Below are 18,508 nucleotides of genomic sequence, written 5' to 3'. Positions count from 1 at the left end.
GTTAACCCCATTGTAATGTTTATTATTTTATTTTACATTTATTCGTTTTTGTTTTCAATTTCAAGATATTTGAAGAAATAAAGGGCTTTTTTGGATTTTAAAAGGTTTTTCAGGCTTTTTGTGATAAAATTTATTTTTGATTTAGAGTTTATGCCGGAGGTGTCTGACAATGACTGAAAAGGTTGATTACAAAGCGACATTAAATTTGCCAAAGACAGATTTCCCCATGAAGGCTAACCTTCCACAGAGGGAGCCAGAGTTTATTAAAAGGTGGGAAGAGAACAGGATTTATGAAAAAATTAGGGAAAGCAGGAAGGATAAACCCACCTGTTGTTTACACGACGGACCTCCCTATGCAAACGGGGATATTCATATAGGCCATGCTTTAAATAAAATTTTGAAGGATATAATTGTAAAATCAAAAACCCTTGATGGTTACAACACCCCATTTGTCCCTGGCTGGGATTGCCACGGCCTTCCTATTGAATTAAAGGTTGACGCACAGTTAGGTTCAAAAAAGAAGGATATGACAGTTGGAGAAATCCACAAGGCTTGCAGAAACTATGCTTTAAAGTTTGTTGAGAAACAGAAAAAGGATTTTATAAGGCTTGGGGTTTTTGGTGAATGGGACAATCCCTATTTAACTCTGAAGCCTGAGTATGAGGCAGAAATTATTAGAAATGTTGGGGAGATGTTTGAAAAGGGCTATGTTTACAAGGGATTAAAGCCTGTTCACTGGTGTGCATCCTGCGTTACCGCTCTTGCTGAGGCTGAGGTTGAATACGATGACCACACCTCTCCGTCTATTTATGTTAAATTCCCATTAATTGGAGAGGTTGAAGGGGTTGAAGGAGATATATTTGTTGTTATATGGACAACAACCCCGTGGACACTTCCGGCAAACCTTGGTATTTCTCTTCACCCGGATTTTGACTATGGATTTTACAAAGCAGAAAACGGGGAGGTTTACCTTGTTGCTGTTGAATTGGCAGAAAACTTTGCCAAAGATTGCAATTTAGGTGAACTTAAACTGTTGAAAAAGATTAAGGGAATTGAGTTGGATAAGAGAGAGTGCAAGCATCCATTTATTGATAGAAAATCACTTATTATGGTTGGAGACCATGTAACTCTTGAACAAGGTACAGGCTGTGTTCACACTGCACCGGGACACGGTATGGAAGACTATATTATCGGCTTAAAATACGGCCTTGAAGTATTTGTTCCAGTTGACCAGTTTGGAAGGTTTACAAAAGACTTTCCATTAATGGAAGGTGAGCATGTATTTAAGGCTAATCCAAAGATTGTTGATTTACTTAAAGAAAAGAACATGCTTTTAGGATACTCTGAAGTTGCCCACCAGTACCCACATTGCTGGAGATGTAAAAAGCCAATTATTTTCAGGGGTACAGAGCAATGGTTTATCTCAATTGATGCAAACAATTTAAGGAAGAATGCACTTGAAGAGATTAAAAAGGTAAACTGGGTTCCAAAGTGGGGCGAAGAGAGAATCCACAATATGATTGAAAACAGGCCTGATTGGTGTATTTCAAGGCAGAGGAAGTGGGGAGTGCCTATCACTGTTGCTTACTGTGAAAAGTGTGGAGAGGTTTACCATTCTAAAGAATTCTTTGAAAACGCTGCGAAGGTTGTTGAAAAAGAAGGCGCTTCTGCCTGGTTTGAAAGGGATATAAAAGAATTTTTACCTGAAGGTGCAAAGTGTGAGAAGTGCGGTTCAACTGAGTTTAGAAAAGAAACAGATATCCTTGATGTCTGGATTGATTCAGGTGTTTCCCATGCAGTTGTTTTAGGAAAGAGGGATGATTTACCCTGGCCTGCGGATATTTACATTGAAGGTTCAGACCAGTATAGAGGGTGGTTTCACTCATCCCTTTTGACGGCTGTTGCAACAAAGGGTAAAGCTCCATACAAGACAGTAATTACACACGGTTTTGTTTTAGACGGCAAAGGAAACAAGATGTCTAAATCTGCTGGCAATGTGGTTGCACCTCAAGACATTATTAAGAGATATGGGGCAGAGGTTTTGAGATTGTGGGCTTCTCAACTGGATTACAGGGGAGATGTAAGGATTTCAGAGGATATTATAAAAAGGAGTGCAGACACTTACAGAAAGATAAGAAATACGGCAAGGTATCTTTTAGGAAACCTCTTTGACTTTGACCCTGCAAGGGATTATGTTCCTTTTGATAAAATGCTTCTCTTTGATAGATGGGCATTAAGCAAACTTGCCCGCTTAAACGAAAGGGTAATAAAGGCATTTCGTGAGTATGAGTTTCACTTAATGTATCACCATGTACTTCAGTTTTGCACAGTTGATATGAGTAATTTCTATCTTGATATTCTTAAAGATAGGCTTTACTGCTCAAAGAAGGATTCACTTGAAAGGAGAAGTGCTCAAACTGCACTGTTTGAAATTGTTAAAAACCTTGCAATAATTATCTCTCCTGTTTTAACCTTTACGGCAGACGAGATCTGGCAGTATATACCAGATTTTGAAGGCAAGGCTGAAAGTGTTCACCTTGCTTACTTTAACAAACTTGATTTTGAAATCTCTGAAAAAGAAAGAACAATGTTTGACACTTTGATTGAAGTCAGGGAAGAGGTTTTGAAAGCCCTTGAGGATGCAAGAAAAGAGAAGGTTATCGGACATCCCCTTGACGCTGAGGTTTCCCTTGTTTTGAAGGAAAAACAGTTTGATATTCTAAATCCACTTCTTTCTGAATTAAACAGATACTTTATTGTTTCAAGGGTAAATGTTGAAAAGGGAGAGGATTTTAAGGTTGATGTGAAAAAGGCTTCAGGGGAAAAGTGCTTAAGATGCTGGAATTATAGTGAATTAAACGAAGATGGCCTGTGCAAAAGGTGTGAATCTGTATTAAAGGGAGTTTAATGAGATTTAAAAGGGAAAGAAGCAAGTTTTCATACGCATACATAACTCTATTAGTTGTTTTAGGCGACTGGCTAACAAAATACCTTGTTGTTGACATACTCCCTCTGTACCATTCTTTTAAGGTTAAGGACGGCTTGTTTTCAATTGTTAATGTTAGAAATTACGGCACAGCCTTTGGTTTTATGAATAAGGGAAGGGAGACTTTTTTTAACAATGTGTTTTTTATTGCTGCATCTATTGTTGCTATAGTCCTTGTGTTTTACTTGATTTTAAAGGAGAAGCCTTCAAACCAACTATCCCTGATCTCCCTTTTTCTTATTTTAGGCGGGATAATAGGCAACCAGGGGGAGAGAATATTCCACGGCTTTGTTACAGATTTTTTAGATTTTTACATAGGTACACACCACTGGCCTGCATTTAACATTGCAGACAGTGCAATTACGGTGGGGCTTGTAATTTACTTTTTTGCAAACTACATTTTAAATAAGGAATAGGTGAATTATGCATCCAAAATTGATTGAAATTGGGAACTTTTACATTCCAACCTACGGCTTTTTTGTTGCATTGGGGGTTATTGTTGGTGTGTGGTTAACCTTGAAACTTGCAGCAAAGGAAGGCTTTGACAAAAAGCAGATAGACCAGATTTCAAACCTTGCAATTTACTCTATTTTAGGCGGGCTTTTAGGCTCCAAACTTCTTTTAATTATTGTTGATTTAAAGTACTATATCCAGAATCCCGGGGATTTGCTATATGTTGTACGCTCAGGGGGAGTTTATTACGGTGGGCTAATAGGCGGATTGGTTACAGGCATTTACTTTTTCAGAAAGTATAAACTCCCTGTATGGAAGGTTGGGGATGTTGCAGCACCACACATAGCATTGGGGCAGTTTTTCGGAAGGTTAGGTTGCTTTTCTGCAGGCTGTTGCTATGGAAAGGCATGCTCCTGCGGTTGGGGGGTAACCTTTCACTCAGAGTTTGCTCACAATGTTGTTGGAACACCTCTGGGAGTGCCTCTATATCCTACACAGTTGATGCACGCATTTTCAAACCTTGCAATTTTCCTTTTGTTAAGGTTTTACTTTTATCCCAAAAAGAAGTTTGACGGCCAGATACTATGGCTATATGTATTCTTTTACAGCATAACAAGGTTTATTATTGAATTTTTCAGGGGGGATACAGTCAGAGGCTTTGTCTTTGGAATTCTCTCAACCTCTCAGTTTATAAGCGTTATTATGTTTTTTGTTGCTGTATTTATGCTTTACAAATTAAAAGCTGAAAAGGGGAAAAATGCTTGAGAAAATAATTTTTGAATACTCTTTTGAAGAGAGACTTGACAAGTTCCTTGCCAATTACTTTAAAGGCAGGTTTTCCCGCTCAAAGATAAAGAAATCAGTTGAAAAGGGGCTTGTTAAGGTGAACGGAGAGGTTGCCACAAAATCAGGTTTAATGCTTCAACAGGGGGATGTTATTGAGATAGAGATAGAGGAAGAACAAAACATTATAGACAGAGTTGAGCCTGTAAATATTCCCCTTGATATTGTCTATGAAGATGAGTTTTTAATAATAATAAACAAGCAACCTGGTTTAACCGTTCACCCTGCATCCTCAAACAGGGGAGAGCCAACCCTTGTTCACGCTTTAAAATACCATTTTGGAGACCTGTCAGAAATTGGTGGAGTTGAAAGGGCAGGTATTGTCCACAGGCTTGATAAAGAGACAAGCGGCTTAATGGTTGTTGCAAAAACAGACGAAGCCCATAAAAAACTCTCTGAAATGTTTAAAAACAGGGAGATAGTCAAGGTTTACAAGGCTGTTTGCTTTGGTAAGTTTAAAGAGGAAGAGGGGATAATAAACTTGCCAATTGGAAGAAGCCAGTCTGACAGAAAGAAGTTTGTTGTTAGAGAGGATGGGAGAGAGGCAATAACCCATTATAAAGTAAAAGAAAGAATTGGAATGTTTTCTATTGTAAATGTTAGCCTTGAAACTGGAAGAACTCATCAAATCAGGGTTCATTTAAGCCACATTCACCATCCAATTGTTGGCGACAAGGTTTACGGCCAGAACAGGTGGAAGGGGATTGAAAACACAAAACTTCGTTCTTATGTAAAAAACTTCCCAAGACAGGCGCTTCACTCAGCACTGTTAAGGTTTTTCCATCCAATAACAGGCAAAGAGATAAAGGTTAAGAGAGATTTCCCTCAGGATATACAAGACCTTATAACAGAGATAAAGAAATACTATCCTGTAAGCGAGGAATAGAGTTTTTTTGAGTTTATTCCATACTTTTTAGATAGGAATTTTATTGCTTTTTTTGGTTCAATTTTTTCTTTTATTAGGAGTTCAAATTCTTTTTTTAATTCTTCAGGGATTTCTGTTGCCTCTTTTTTAATTGGGGGAGAGAATACAATTACAAATTCCCCCTTTTCGTTTTCTGAAAATTCTTTTATTACCTCGCTGATTTTTCCCCTTACTGCTTTTTGATGTATTTTTGTTAACTCTTTTATTACAGCAACCTCTCTGTTTAAGTTAATCTTTTCTGCAATCTTCAAGGTTTTCAATATCCTTAAAGGGGACTGGTAAAAGATTACAGAGGCGTCAATTATTTCTATGCTTTTTAGTTGTTTTTCAATTTCATTTTCTTTTTTCCCTAAAAATCCCCCGAAAAAGAATCTGTCAGGGGGGAAGCCTGAAAGCATTAAAGCGGGGATTAAGGCTGTTGCACCGGGGATTACATCGTATTCAATACCTTCCTGCTTTAAAAATTTAACAATTTCATAACCGGGATCTGAGATTATCGGCGTTCCTGCATCTGATATGTAACTTACAATTTTTCCTTCTTTCAGGAGTTTTTTTATTCTTTCAAGTTTGTTTTTTTCGCTAAACTGATGGAATGAATCAAGCTTTGTTTTTATATCATAATGTTCAAGCAACTTCCTTGAATGCCTTGTGTCTTCGCAGAAAATCACATCTGAGTTTTTTAAAACCTCTATTGCCCGTAAGGTAATGTCTTTTAAATTTCCAATAGGTGTTGAAACAAAGTAAAACATTAACTTAGTTTGTCTTTGGTAATTTTGTTTACAATTTTGCCGTCAACCTGAGAGCCGTATTTCCCCATTACAATTTTCATTACCTTTCCCATATCCCTTACACTTTCTGCGCCGCTTTCTTTGATTGCTTCTTCAACAATCTTTTCTATTTCCTCTTCACTTAACTGTTTAGGTAAATATCCCTTTAAAACCTCTATTTCTCTCTGTTCTTTTTCTGCTAAATCCTCTCTCCCCCCGTCTTTGTATGCCTTAACAGAGTCTTCTCTGCTTTTTACCATTGATTTTATTACCCCTAAGATTTCATCGTCTGTAAACTCTTTTCCTGAATCAATCTGTCTCTTTTTTATCTCTGATACAAGCATTCTGACTGTGCTTAACCTCTCTTTGTCTTTTGCCTTCATAGCCTCTTTCATATCATTCATAATTTTTTCAAATAATGCCATTTTTCCCTCCCTTTGCTTTTTCTCTATATATTTTAGGATAAGGAGATAATTTTATAAAGAAGTAAAAGATAGTCTCACTTTTCTATGTTAAAATTTTCATTTAGGGGGAGTTATGAGAGTTGCGGTTATTGGTGGCGGGATTTCAGGTTTATCTTCCGCTTTTTTAATAAAAAAAGCCTTGCCGGATGTTGAGATTGATGTCTTTGAAAAAGGGGATGTTCCCGGGGGCACAATAAAAACAGTCTGTAAAGACGGTTTTTTAATGGAGTGTGGCCCCAATGGGTTTTTAAGCGGTAAGCCTTCTACCCTTGAGATAGCAAGGCTTTCTTTAGCAAACGGGGAGTTGGTTGAGGCAAATGAGAATGCTGAAATAAGGTATATACTAAAAAAGGGAAGACTTGTTCCCCTTCCTGATTCACCTGTATCCTTTTTCAAGTCTCCAATTCTCTCAATTAAAGGAAAATTAGAGATTATGAAAGAGCCTTTTGTAAAGCCTTTGAAAGACGATTATGAGGAAACAGTGGCTGAATTTGGAAGGAGAAGGCTTGGGCAGGAGGCTGTTGATTTTATGCTTGACCCTATGGTTAGCGGGGTTTTTGCAGGCAATGTTAACAATTTAAGTTTAAAGCAATGCTTTCCAAGGATTTATCAACTTGAAAAGGACTATGGAAGCCTTGTTAAAGCAATGTTTAAACTTAAAAGCAAAAAGGCATCCCCATCAGGGAGATTAACATCTTTTAAAAAGGGCATGAGGTATTTAATTGACAAATTAATTGAAAATGGCGATTTTCATTTTTACTGCAATACTGAAGTAAAATCTGTTGAAAAACAGGGGGATTTGTTTTTCCTTGATGCCTCTGATAAAAAGTATAATGCCGTGCTTTTTGCTATCCCCTCTTATGCTTATGAAAGTATTGAATTTCCCGATAAACAAGAGGTGATTGACCATTTAAAATCAATTTATTATCCCCCAATGGCTATTGTGAGTTTTGCTTTAAGAAGTGAGAAAATGATAAACGGATTTGGTTTTCTTATCCCCTCAAAGGAGAAGAGAAGGATTTTAGGTTCTCTTTTTTCTTCAAACATTTTTGAAAACAGGGCACCTGATGGATTTTCCCTTTTAACTGTTATGCTTGGGGGAGACAACAACAGAGAGGTTGCCAATCTTTCAAGGAGTGAACTAATTGATATAGCATTAAATGAGATTTCGGATATTCTTTCAATTGACAAAAGAGAGTTTAACCTGATTGAGGTTTACAAAACAAACAGGGCTATTCCCCAATATTACAGGGGACATGGTAAAATAGTTGAGAGGATGGAAAAGGTAAGCGAGAAGAATAAAGGCATTTTCTTTACAGGAAACGCCTTTTACGGAATTGGTATTAACGATTGCACAGCAAGGTCTTTTGAAGTTGCAGATATTATCTCAAATTACTTGAAGGGAAAATATGCTTGAGCAAATTTATTATTTTTCTCTGTTTTTAAACTTTTTAAGCATTATTGTTTTTTTCGTGTTTGCTTTGAAAAAGAATAGAGAAGCCTTTTTTGTTGGCAATGTGCTAATTGGGCTTGGCACTTTTCTCCTTGCATTTTTCTTAACCTTAAACGGGATTAAATTAGGCTATCACCCTGCAACAAATACATTTTTCACATACAATTTCCTTGCAATGCTAATTTATCTCTTGTACTTTGTTTTTGAGTTTAAGTTTAAAATCAGGTTGCTTTCTGTTTTCATAATCCCTGTTGGATTTTTCTTTAATGTTGTTGCTGCATTTCAAAGCAAGTTAACACCTGAGGTTTTAAAGAATATCTCTCCTGTATTTTTGGGAATTCATACAGGCTTTCTCCTTTTAGGGGAGGCAATGTTTTTAATATCCTTTGGTGCGTCAGTAATGTATTTAATACAGAATAGAAATTTAAAGAAAAAGAGTTTTGGCGGGTGGTATAGCAGGTTGCCTGCACTTGACGATTTAGAATTTATTGCCGGTGTTGGTATTTTAGGTGGCTTCCCTATGCTTACGGCAGGCTTGCTTGTTGGTTTTTATTGGGCTGCAAATTTGTGGCAGAATTCACTCTGGTACTTTGACCCTAAAATTATCTGGTCTTTAATAGTCTGGATTTTGTACGGTTATATCTTTTACTGCAAGATTACAGAGAAACTAAAGGGGAAGAGGTTTATAAACCTTGTTTTAATTGGTTTTATTTTAGTTATTGTTTCATTTTTCCTTACCGCTGTTCTTCCCTCAATTCACAGCACAACAAAGGATTTTGGAGTTAAATAATGCCTGTTTGCATAGTTGGGCTTAACTTTAAAACAGCGCCTGTTGAGGTAAGGGAAAAACTCTCTTTCTCAATGGAGGATATTGATAAAGAAGCGCCGTTCCTTCTTTCAAAACCGTATATAGACGAGGTTGTAATTCTTTCAACCTGCAATAGAAGTGAAATCTATTTCTATTCAGAGTCCCCTGAAAAGGGCAAGGTTGTAATTGAGCAGTACCTTTCAGAGAGGGCTGAAATTAAACAGGAAGAGTTGGCAAATTACCTGTACAATTTTGTTGAGTTTGAGGCAATTGAGCACCTCTTCAGGGTTGCATCAGGGCTTGAGTCAATGGTTTTAGGGGAGCCTCAAATTGCAGGTCAGGTAAAGGATGCCTTTGAAAAGGCTATTGAAATTGGTACTGCAAAGAGGGTTTTTGTTAATTTGTACAGGCATACCCTTCAAACGGTTAAGATTGTAAGAAATGAAACAGAGATTTCAAAAAACGCAGTATCAGTTCCCTTTGCTGCGGTTGAACTTGCTAAAAAGATTTTTGGGAAATTGAAAAACAAAAGGGCATTGCTTGTTGGTGCAGGGGAGATGTGCGAACTTGCCGCTTTGCACTTAAAAGAAAATGGGGTTGATGCAATAGATGTTGTAAATAGAACCTATGAAAAGGCAGAAACACTTGCGAAAAGGTATGAGGGAAACCCCTATCCCTTTGAAAAATTGTATGATGCTATGGAGAATGTTGACATTGTTCTTTCTTCAACAGGGGCAAAAGAGCCTGTCATAACTTACGATAAATTAAAACCTATTATGAAGAAGAGGGGTTATAAAAGCCTTATTATGATAGACATTGCAGTTCCAAGGGATATTGAGCCTGAAGTCGGTGATATTTCAGATATTTATCTCTTTGACATAGACGACCTTGAAAAGGTTGTTGAGGCAAACAAGAAGAAGAGGGAGAAAGAGGCAATTGTTGCAGGGGAGATTATTAGGGAAAGGGTCTATGAGTACTTAAAGTGGTGCAAGTTGCAGGATTTAAATCCAATTATTGCCTCTTTGAGAAAGCAGGCTGAAGAGATTAGACGGGCAGAGTTAGAGAAGTCTTTGAAAAAGTTGAAGGATTATCCTGATGAGGTTAAAAAGGAGTTGGACAGGGTAACTTATTCAATTGTAAATAAAATGCTTCATCAGCCAATTACAGAGTTTAAAAAGGCTGCAAGGGAAGACAACCTTGAAAACAAGATGATACACTTTTTTAAATCCCTCTTTAACATTGATTAGGAGAATTTATGAGAAAGATTGCTTTATTGCTTTTAATTTTTATAACAATTTCAGGCTTTGCAAGAGAGGAGTGTACAACTGCAGTAATTAGCGGAAAGGCAACAGTTGATGGTGCACCAATATTATGGAAAAACAGGGACACAGACCACCTTTACAATAAGGTAATTTTCGTTGAAGAAAAGCCATACTCGTACATTGCAATTGTAAACAACAACGAAGTTTCAGGAAGGATTGTCTGGTCTGGTTTAAACGAAAAGGGCTTTGCAATAATGAATTCAGCGGCATACAACCTTCCCTTAAGAAGCGGTGAATCAAAAGACCTTGAAGGGATAATTATGGCTGAAGCATTGAGAAAATGCAAAACTGTAAACGACTTTGAGAATTTCATTAAAGCAAATTTAGGTGAAAGTTTAGGTGCACAGGCAAACTTTGGAGTAATTGACGCTAATGGGAATGCAGCACTGTTTGAGGTTTACAACCACGGATACAAGAGGTTCAACGCATCTGATTTCAAACAAGGTTACATTGTAAATACAAATTTTTCAAGAAGCGGGGAAAAGGGTAAAGGTTTTGGCTATGTAAGGTTTATGCAGGTTGAAAAAATGTTTAAGGCAAGAAAAAAGCTTTCCCACTCATACATAATTGTTTCGGTTATAAGAAACATTGACAATCCCTTAATCCCCATTATCCCAATGGAAAAGTGGAGATACTTATCAAACAAAAAGCCTTACTTTGTTTACACCTACGATTGTGTTAACAGAAGTTATACTGCAAACGCCTTTGTTGTTCACGGTGTTAATTCCCCTGATAAAGCAAAATACTCAACAATGTGGGTTGCTCTGGGAGAGCCAGTAACCACAATTGCTGTGCCTCTATGGGTTTGCACAAAATCAACGCCTTATGAATTAAGGGGCGGGGATAAAGCACCTATTGCTATTGAGTCAATGAGATTAAAAGATAAATTAAGGCCTTTTAAAAAGGGAAAAATGAGAGAATACCTTGATTTAACAAAGTTGGATAACAGGCAAAACACAGGCTGGATTAGAAGGTTGAGGGATAAGCAGGCTGAGATTTTAACTAAAACAAGGCTTTTTTTAGAAAAAAATCCAGACTGCAATGAGTTAAAGGATTTTCAGGAAAAAATGGCAAAAGAGGCTTATAAATTTTTGAAAAACATAAAATAGAGGTGATAGATGAAGGTAATTATTGGCACAAGGGGCTCAAAATTAGCACTATGGCAGGCAAATACAGTAAAGTCTTTGCTTGAAGAAAAGTATCCAGATGTTGAGTTTGAATTAAGGATAATAAAAACGACCGGGGATATTGACCAGAAAACTCCACTGTCACAGATGGGGGGGATAGGGCTTTTTACAAAACAACTTGAGAAAGCGCTTGAAGATAAAGAAATAGATATCGCAGTTCACAGCTTCAAGGATATGCCTTCGGTAATTGATGAAAGGTTTGAGATAGCGGCGGTGCTAAAGAGAGAGAAGGTAAACGATGTTTTTATTTCAAAGAAATACACTCTTAATGATTTAAAGGATAAAACTCTTGTAATTGGCACCGGGAGTTTAAGGAGAGTAAGTCAGTTAAAGGCAAACTTCCCTCAAATTGAGACAAAGAATTTAAGGGGGAATGTTGACACAAGGCTTAGAAAGCTTGAAGAGGGGCAGTACGACGGGATAATCCTTGCCTATGCCGGGGTAAAGAGGCTTGGCTTTGAAGACAGGATAACAGACATTATTCCCACAGATATTTTAATACCTGCGGTGGCACAGGGGGCAGTTGCAGTTGAGATTAGAAGGGGGGATGAGAAGGTAAAGGAGATTGTTTCCTCAATAAACCATAGAGAGACAGAAATTTGCGTTGAGCAGGAGAGGGATTTTTTAAGAATTGTTGAAGGTGGCTGCCGTGTCCCTGTTGGCGCTTATGCAAGGTTTGATGGGGACAGCTTTGTAATCGATGGATTTGTTGGCAGTTTAAATGGTGAGAGAATTGTAAAGCATAAAATTATCCTTCCGAAAGATGACATTGAAGATTCTGGCAAAAACCTTGCAAATTACATACTTGAAAATGGTGGAAGGGAAATTTTAAAAGAAGTTGAAAAAAGATGCTGAAAATAGGGGATACTCTTTTTGACCTCTCTCAAATGGGGGAAATCTTTCACGGAAAATTTATTGAAAGGAAAAACAGGTTTATAGGAATTGTTGAGGTTGAGGGAAAGGAATATATCTGTCACATTGCGGATACAGGAAGGCTAAAAGAGATTTTAACAGAGGGAAGGGATATTATTCTTGTAAAAAACCCCCCAACATTGAAGACAGATTTTAAACTTATTGCCTGTAAAATGGAGCAATGGGCTTTAATAAATACCTCAATTCACTCAAAAATTGCAAGGAATGCAATTGAAAAAGGAGTGCTTGGGTTTATTCCTGAAAAGGTGAAAAGCGAGGTAAAAACAGGTAAATCAAGGCTTGATTTTTTGGTTGACAACATTTACATAGAATTGAAGGGGAGCAATCTTTTGATAGGTGATAAGTGTATTTTTCCTGATGCCCCGACAGTAAGGGGATTGAAACACCTTAATGAGTTGATTGAATTGAAAAAATCGGGGAATGAAGCAGGAATTTTAATAATGGCTTTGAGGGATTGCAATTGCTTTGAAACAAATAAAGAACTTGATCCTGATTTTTCTTTAGCCTTTGATAAAGCAATAAAGCACGGTGTAAAGTTTTTCGGTTTTAAAGTTAAGATTAAAAACAACAAAGTTGTTTACAACGGGCAACTTAATATTTGCTAAAATCTAATTAAATCAATGAAACAGAAGGGGAGAAAATGGCAAAGATTTATAATTCAATGCTTGAGTTAGTAGGGAATACCCCTATTGTAAGGGTTTCAAACATTGATACTAATGAAAATGAAATATTTTTAAAGCTGGAATACTTTAATCCCCTTTCAAGTGTAAAGGATAGGGCAGCTTTAGGTATGATTGAGGATGCAATTGAGAGGGGAGTAATAAAAGAAAATACTGTAATTGTTGAAGCCACAAGCGGAAATACAGGGATTGGCCTTGCATTTATCTGTGCATTAAAAAATATACCAATTGTTATTTTTATGCCTGAAAGCGCCTCAGTTGAGAGGAGAAAGATAATGAAAGGGCTTGGTGCTAAAGTGGTTTTAACAGATAAAGTAAAAGGGATGAAAGGGGCTATTGAAGAAGCTCAAAAATTGGTTAATGAGAATAGCGATTACATTATGTTAAATCAGTTTGAGAACCCTGCAAACCCTGATATACATTCTAAAACCACCGCAAGAGAGATAATAGAAACTTTGAACAATTTAGATTATTTTGTTGCAGGGATTGGTACAGGTGGTACATTTACAGGTGCAGGAAGAGTTTTGAAAAAGCATTACAATAATTTAACTTTAGTTGCTGTTGAGCCTGAAAAATCCGCTGTTATAAGCGGGAAAAATCCTTCACCTCATAAAATCCAGGGAATTGGTGCTGGTTTTATTCCCAAAAACCTTGACACAAGTTTAATAGATAAAGTCATTACAGTAACAGAAGAAGAGGCTTTTAAAAATGCTTCCCTTTTGTTAAAGAGAGAAGGTGTATTCTGCGGAATTTCAGGTGGAGCAAATTTTTCAGCAGCGCTTGAACTCTCAAAACAGGTTAGAGGTAAAAAAATACTGTGCATTATCCCGGATACAGGAGAGAGATACCTTTCTGTTAAAGACTTTCTTCAAGATTAATTCCTATTAATTTTAATAATTTTTTTTAAAATAAGCTTGACAATTTTTAAATAGAGTTTTAACATAAAATTAATCTTTCACAACAAAGTTTATTTTGAATTTAGGAGGGCGCGTATGAAGAAGTTTTTGGTTCTCTCTCTTGTATTAATTGTAAGTTTGTCTCTCAGTGCAAAAGATAGAGTTGATAGGGATGGCTCAGTTAAGTTTGTTGAGCAGTTTTTTAATTTGCCTGCCAGTGAGAAAGAAGAAATTGCAACAGAGAGGGGTTGGGTTAAGTTTAAGATACCTTATGTTAATAATTATTTAGATATGATTCCTAAAGATATGCTTGAGAAAATGCCTGCTGATGTAAGAGAACAGGTTATTGAAGCAGCAGAGGAAAAGGAAATGGAGTTTCCTTTTGAACAGTTTAATAAAATGGAAAGGTGGATTCCTTCTCCTAAAGATATGCCTTTTGTTATAAATTATTACATTCCTGATAAAAAGAGTGATGTGAAATTTGGAAACGGCGATGGAGTTAATTCCTGTGATTTTTCTGTTGCAAGAAAGGGTGATGTACTCCTTGTTCACAATGGTTTTGTCGCATGGGGCTGGCACGCTCATGCAGGCATCTTTTACGGGGGTACAGGTGTTTATGCAACAATTGAATCTAATGCTAATCAAAATTATTTTGGTGACCCGAGACCTGGTGTCCATTTTGAACCTATCTCACACTGGAACAACGATTATGATTACTGCAGGATAATGAGGGTAAATACCTGGCCGTTAAGCACTTCTTACAGGGCAAAGGCTGCTGAATATGCAAGAGCACAATTAGGAAAGCCTTACAATTTTAACTGGCTCTGGAAGTGGGCAACTGACAAATTTTACTGCTCTCAACTGGTATGGGCAGGGTATTACAGAACCTCTAAGTGGTATGCAAGGATAAATATTGATGCTAATCCTGCTGACACATGGGTTGCTCCGGATGAGTTATACGCATCCTGGAGAACCTGGACTGTAACCTCAAGCTGGTAATTTTATGTTTAAAAGGATTTTTATGGCAGCGGTTTTTGCCGCTGTCTTTTTTTTGTCTTCACAGTTTTTTTTAATTGCAAAGGATTTGCTTTTATTAAACAGTGGAAGGGATTACATTTACATTGTTTCTTTGAAGGATTACTCTGTAAAAGCAAAGATTTCAGTTTGCAAAAAAGAGGCATCCTGTACCGATATTATACCTTTGGAATCAGGCTATATTGAAGTGCTGCATAGAATTGACTTTAATCAGGATGCAAGAAAGCTGTATGTTTACGACAAATCATTTAAAAACCTCTTAAAAACAATTAAAGTGGATAAATCCCCCTATATAGCTTTTCCTTTAAAGGATGGTAAATTTTTGATTAATCATACTTTTTTTTCTTTTAATTCTTCAAGTTTTTCTGCAGAAATCATTGATGGTAACAGTCTTAAAGTTGTTAAAGTGCTAAATTTAGATGGCATACCTTCAAATGTTATTAGATATAGAGGAATTGACTATGCAGTCATAGAGGATGTAAGAGGGGTAATAAACGGTGTTAAACTTAAAGATATATTCGAAAACAGAGATTTAATATTAAACAATCCTTTTATTTCATCCAATATAGATGCTGTTAATGATGTGCTCTATTGTGCTGTTAATGATTACGGTTATCCAGATTACAAAAACTCACTTTTAAAATTAAATGTTGTTCCCCTTGCTTTAAAAAACAATGTTGAGATAGAGGTTTTAAAAAAGTTTAAAACCCCTTTTCCGTATATTTTAGGTCATGCTAATAATTGGCTTGTTATAGGATTTACCAATCATTCTTTAAAAAATAACTTTAACAAACTTACGCTTTTTAATGTGAAAAATGGTAAAACAAAAAATTTTAAAATATGCTTTGGGCCTGAATCAATGGTGTTTTATGAGAATAAAATCTATATTGCTTGTATTTCCGAAGAATCCTTTGCAGTTGTTGATTTAAAAACCTTAAAATTGAGAATAGTTAAACTCTCCGACACAGTACCTGGTTTTTCAAGAGTAAAGATTGTAAATTAAAGGTTTATTCCCACTCTATACCTTACATGGCATGACATGCAGGAACTTCTTAATCTCTTAAAGTGATACCTTGTTCTTTCAACGCTTCCGTCTTTTGCGCTCTCTTTGACAAAAGCTAAAATGCTTTTCACCTCTTTTAAATGTTCAACATAGACGGTTGGATTTTTTGAAGGTTTTTTTGTTAGAAGAATATTCAATTGCTTATCAATGTTGTTGACAGCATTTAACACATCGCTTTTTGATATATCTGCTCCCTTTGAGTATGCTTTAATTGTTTCGTAGCTTTTGTCAATTTTTATCATTGAGATTTTTATGTCATACCTTTCGCTATCGGTGAAATATAGCCTTGAGCCAATGCAACCTACCGCCGCTAAAATTAAAATTGCTGTAATTATCTTTTTCATTATCCCCTCCCAAGGAGTTTATTTGCTGTAATTAATACATACCACAGATTATTATAATCCGCTATTCCTTTTCCTGCAATGTCAAAGGCTGTGCCATGGCTCACCGATAACCTTAAAAAGGGAAGCCCCAAAGTTATGTTAACAGATTTTTCAGGGTGCTTTGTTTTTATCCCAATTAATCCCTGGTCGTGATACATTGCGTAAACTATCTGTTCAGGGTTTTCTTTTAAGTGAGAAAACAGGGTGTCAGAGGGGAATACCCCTTTTACTGGAATTCCTTTTTCTTTAAGTTTTTCGACACCTTTTTTTATTTCAAAATCTTCATCCCCTATGTGGCCGTTTTCCCCTGCGTGGGGATTAAGCCCGCAAACATATATTTCAGGCTTTTTGAATTTCAATGTTCTTTTTGCTTCCAAATATGCAAACTCTATCTTTTCTTCAATCTCTTCTTGATTAATATGTTCAAAAACATCTTTTAATGGAATGTGTATTGTGTGTAAAACAACTGAAAAAGAAGGAGAGTAAAACATCATCATTGTTCTTTTTGAATGTGTAAGGTGTTTTAGAAAATCTGTGTGGCCCTCAAAGTTGTAACCTGATTCTCTGAAATTTTCCTTGCATATAGGAAGGGTAACAAGGGCTTTTCCATACCCATCTTTTATTAACTCAACTGCTTTTTCAATACACTTTGCAGAGAATTGGCCATTTATTGTCTCTATTTTTCCAGGGTTTAAACTAAACTCTGATTGTATGTTTACAACTTCAATTTCAGGGATTTTTAAATTCAGAATATTTGCATAGTGTTTTAAAATTTTTTCATTTCCCACAAAAACAAGGTTGTCAGGGGACATCCCATTGTTCAGGCATTTGTGAAAAATCTCCACACCAATCCCGTTAGGGTCTCCACAGGTCACAATGATTTTATTCATATAAGGTTGTTCCTATTATTCTTCTGTTGATTCTTCAGCCTTTTCTTCTTTTTTTTCGCTTGCCTTTCTCGCTCTTCTTTTTGCCTTTCTCATTGCAGCTCTTTCTTCTTCCTGCTTATACATGTATTTAATCTTTGATTTCATTATAAGAAGATTCGGTTCATTCAGCCTGTTTACCTTGAGGCAGTTTTTATCGTACCACTCAATTATTCCCCTTATCTCTTCCCCGTCTTCTAAAATTATTACCATTGGCTCTTTTGCCTGCATCTGTTTTAAATAGTAAAAGTTTTCAGCGTGTGTTTGTTCCGGTGGAGACTGCTTTCTTCTCGCAGTCGTCACAAGAGGATGATTAAGTAATGGTTGTTCAGCCTGTATTTGAGTTGCTATCCTTGACGGAGTTTCTGTTTTCTTTTCGCTCATCTTGGATTTTATTTCTTGTAAACTCGGTCTTATTAACTTTCTGTTAGCCATAATCTCTCCTGAAAAATCATTTTAGATTGTTATCTATTACTATAAAGTAAAAATCATATTAAATCAACATTTTTTAAAAAAACTTATTGTTCGTCGTTGTTAGATTCCTGTTCAAGCAGTTTTTTTGACTCCTGTTCAAACTCTTTTAATTGTTCTTTTGTGTACAAAGTGCTTTGTTTTTCTTCAAGTTCATAAAGGTAATCGTCGTCTTCAAAGTTAATACAGCACATTAATCTTCCGCACACTCCGGAAATTTTCCCGGGATTTAAAATTAAATGCTGATTTTTGGCCTGTTTAATGGATACAGGATAGAAATTATGCAAAAATGTTGTGCAGCACAATTCTCTCCCGCAAATACCCAATCCCCCCACCATTTTTGCTTCGTCTCTTACTCCTATTTGCCTCATCTCAATTCTCAGCCTGAACCTGTGGGCAAGGTCTCTTACTAATTTTCTGAAATCCACCCTGCCGTCTGCTGTGAAATAGAAAATTGCCTTTGATTTATCTAAAGTAAAATCAACCTTTATCAATTTCATGTCCATTTCACGAGCCTTAATTCTCTCTTTACAGAATTCATAAGCCTCATCTTCAAGTGCTTTTAATTCTTCCTTTGTTTTTATATCCTCTTCGGTGGCTTTTCTTACGACAGGTTTTAATTCTTCTTCAATCTGAGATTGGTCAGCCTCTCTGTTGGGAATTATTATCTCCCCTAATTCAAGCCCCCTGTCGGTTTCTATTACCACTTTATCCCCTTTGTTGAACTTTATTCCATTTGGGCTATATATAAAAAATTTCCCTGTTTTTTTTACTTTTATACCAACTATTTCAGGCATGATTTCTCCTATTAAAACGAATATGGTGCTCAAGGGGGGATTCGAACCCCCACGGGTTTGACCCCACACGGACCTGAACCGTGCGCGTCTGCCAATTCCGCCACTTGAGCGTTGAT

19 protein-coding genes and 1 tRNA gene are annotated in these 18,508 nt (G+C 36.5%); 13 read left to right on the top strand and 7 right to left on the bottom strand.

Annotated features, from left to right (window positions below):
- Positions 1 to 169 precede the first annotated feature (169 nt).
- From ileS to TTHT_RS08940, 4 genes are read left to right on the top strand one after another with little or no spacing between them, the layout of a single operon-like run.
- A complete protein-coding gene (gene ileS, locus TTHT_RS08955) occupies positions 170 to 2,908 on the top strand; it encodes an isoleucine--tRNA ligase (protein WP_201327631.1) in 2,739 nt (912 codons plus the stop codon).
- A complete protein-coding gene (gene lspA / locus TTHT_RS08950) occupies positions 2,908 to 3,402 on the top strand; it encodes a signal peptidase II (protein ID WP_201327630.1) in 495 nt (164 codons plus the stop codon). The genes ileS and lspA overlap by 1 nt, the downstream gene beginning before the upstream one ends.
- Positions 3,403 to 3,409: 7 nt before the next feature.
- The gene (gene lgt / locus TTHT_RS08945; protein WP_201327629.1) at positions 3,410 to 4,204 is read left to right on the top strand and encodes a prolipoprotein diacylglyceryl transferase; all 795 of its coding nucleotides are present in this window, start codon (positions 3,410 to 3,412) and stop codon (positions 4,202 to 4,204) included.
- On the top strand, positions 4,197 to 5,168 hold the full coding sequence (locus TTHT_RS08940) for an RluA family pseudouridine synthase (RefSeq protein ID WP_201327628.1): 972 nt from the start codon (positions 4,197 to 4,199) through the stop codon (positions 5,166 to 5,168). The genes lgt and TTHT_RS08940 overlap by 8 nt, the downstream gene beginning before the upstream one ends.
- Here TTHT_RS08940 and rsmI read toward each other — a convergent pair.
- Together rsmI and TTHT_RS08930 are read right to left on the bottom strand one after the other, a co-directional pair.
- Entirely contained in the window at positions 5,147 to 5,956 is an 810-nt protein-coding gene (rsmI, locus tag TTHT_RS08935) for a 16S rRNA (cytidine(1402)-2'-O)-methyltransferase (protein WP_201327627.1), read from the bottom strand. The two genes, TTHT_RS08940 and rsmI, sit on opposite strands and share 22 nt — an antisense overlap.
- Positions 5,956 to 6,399 (bottom strand): GatB/YqeY domain-containing protein, encoded by a 444-nt coding sequence (locus TTHT_RS08930; RefSeq protein ID WP_201327626.1) that lies wholly within the window; start codon positions 6,397 to 6,399, stop codon positions 5,956 to 5,958. The genes rsmI and TTHT_RS08930 overlap by 1 nt, the downstream gene beginning before the upstream one ends.
- Positions 6,400 to 6,511: 112 nt before the next feature.
- On the opposite strand from TTHT_RS08930, the gene hemG reads away from it, so the two are divergent.
- The 9 genes from hemG (at position 6,512) to TTHT_RS08885 (ending at position 15,755) form a co-directional block, all read left to right on the top strand.
- Positions 6,512 to 7,855, top strand: a complete 1,344-nt coding sequence (gene hemG, locus TTHT_RS08925; RefSeq protein WP_201327625.1) for a protoporphyrinogen oxidase — start codon at positions 6,512 to 6,514, stop codon at positions 7,853 to 7,855.
- On the top strand, positions 7,848 to 8,681 hold the full coding sequence (locus tag TTHT_RS08920) for a cytochrome C assembly family protein (RefSeq protein WP_201327624.1): 834 nt from the start codon (positions 7,848 to 7,850) through the stop codon (positions 8,679 to 8,681). The genes hemG and TTHT_RS08920 overlap by 8 nt, the downstream gene beginning before the upstream one ends.
- Positions 8,681 to 9,946 (top strand): glutamyl-tRNA reductase, encoded by a 1,266-nt coding sequence (hemA, locus tag TTHT_RS08915; protein WP_201327623.1) that lies wholly within the window; start codon positions 8,681 to 8,683, stop codon positions 9,944 to 9,946. The genes TTHT_RS08920 and hemA overlap by 1 nt, the downstream gene beginning before the upstream one ends.
- An 8-nt stretch (positions 9,947 to 9,954) precedes the next feature.
- Positions 9,955 to 11,130: a carcinine hydrolase/isopenicillin-N N-acyltransferase family protein gene (locus tag TTHT_RS08910; protein ID WP_201327622.1), complete on the top strand. Its 1,176-nt coding sequence runs from the start codon at positions 9,955 to 9,957 to the stop codon at positions 11,128 to 11,130.
- A gap of 9 nt (positions 11,131 to 11,139) precedes the next feature.
- On the top strand, positions 11,140 to 12,063 hold the full coding sequence (gene hemC / locus TTHT_RS08905; RefSeq protein ID WP_201327621.1) for a hydroxymethylbilane synthase: 924 nt from the start codon (positions 11,140 to 11,142) through the stop codon (positions 12,061 to 12,063).
- Positions 12,057 to 12,746 carry a DNA/RNA nuclease SfsA gene (gene sfsA / locus TTHT_RS08900; protein WP_201327620.1) on the top strand — a complete coding sequence of 230 codons (690 nt, stop codon included), beginning with the start codon at positions 12,057 to 12,059 and terminating at the stop codon, positions 12,744 to 12,746. Before hemC ends, sfsA begins: the two co-directional genes overlap by 7 nt.
- Before the next feature lie 35 nt (positions 12,747 to 12,781).
- Complete coding sequence (gene cysK / locus TTHT_RS08895) at positions 12,782 to 13,699, top strand: cysteine synthase A (protein WP_201327619.1); 918 nt, start codon at positions 12,782 to 12,784, stop codon at positions 13,697 to 13,699.
- Positions 13,700 to 13,813: 114 nt separating this feature from the next.
- Complete coding sequence (locus tag TTHT_RS08890) at positions 13,814 to 14,716, top strand: YiiX/YebB-like N1pC/P60 family cysteine hydrolase (RefSeq protein ID WP_201327618.1); 903 nt, start codon at positions 13,814 to 13,816, stop codon at positions 14,714 to 14,716.
- A gap of 22 nt (positions 14,717 to 14,738) precedes the next feature.
- Positions 14,739 to 15,755: a hypothetical protein gene (locus TTHT_RS08885; protein WP_201327617.1), complete on the top strand. Its 1,017-nt coding sequence runs from the start codon at positions 14,739 to 14,741 to the stop codon at positions 15,753 to 15,755.
- Here TTHT_RS08885 and TTHT_RS08880 read toward each other — a convergent pair.
- The 5 genes from TTHT_RS08880 to TTHT_RS08860 all read right to left on the bottom strand — a co-directional run bounded on the left by TTHT_RS08880 (position 15,752) and on the right by TTHT_RS08860 (position 18,502).
- Complete coding sequence (locus TTHT_RS08880) at positions 15,752 to 16,159, bottom strand: hypothetical protein (RefSeq protein ID WP_201327616.1); 408 nt, start codon at positions 16,157 to 16,159, stop codon at positions 15,752 to 15,754. The genes TTHT_RS08885 and TTHT_RS08880 overlap by 4 nt on opposite strands.
- Complete coding sequence (pdxA, locus tag TTHT_RS08875; protein ID WP_201327615.1) at positions 16,159 to 17,088, bottom strand: 4-hydroxythreonine-4-phosphate dehydrogenase PdxA; 930 nt, start codon at positions 17,086 to 17,088, stop codon at positions 16,159 to 16,161. Before pdxA ends, TTHT_RS08880 begins: the two co-directional genes overlap by 1 nt.
- A gap of 15 nt (positions 17,089 to 17,103) precedes the next feature.
- On the bottom strand, positions 17,104 to 17,559 hold the full coding sequence (locus tag TTHT_RS08870; RefSeq protein ID WP_201327614.1) for an Hfq-like protein: 456 nt from the start codon (positions 17,557 to 17,559) through the stop codon (positions 17,104 to 17,106).
- An 83-nt stretch (positions 17,560 to 17,642) separates the two neighbouring features.
- Positions 17,643 to 18,392, bottom strand: a complete 750-nt coding sequence (locus TTHT_RS08865; RefSeq protein WP_201327613.1) for a PSP1 domain-containing protein — start codon at positions 18,390 to 18,392, stop codon at positions 17,643 to 17,645.
- Between the two features lie 23 nt (positions 18,393 to 18,415).
- Positions 18,416 to 18,502 (bottom strand) — tRNA-Leu (locus TTHT_RS08860).
- Positions 18,503 to 18,508: the final 6 nt, after the last annotated feature.

The organism is Thermotomaculum hydrothermale (assembly GCF_016592575.1).
Lineage (GTDB): Bacteria > Acidobacteriota > Holophagae > Thermotomaculales > Thermotomaculaceae > Thermotomaculum > Thermotomaculum hydrothermale.
Note: the sequence above shows the minus strand (reverse complement) of the source record. Positions and strands in the feature narration are given on the sequence as shown.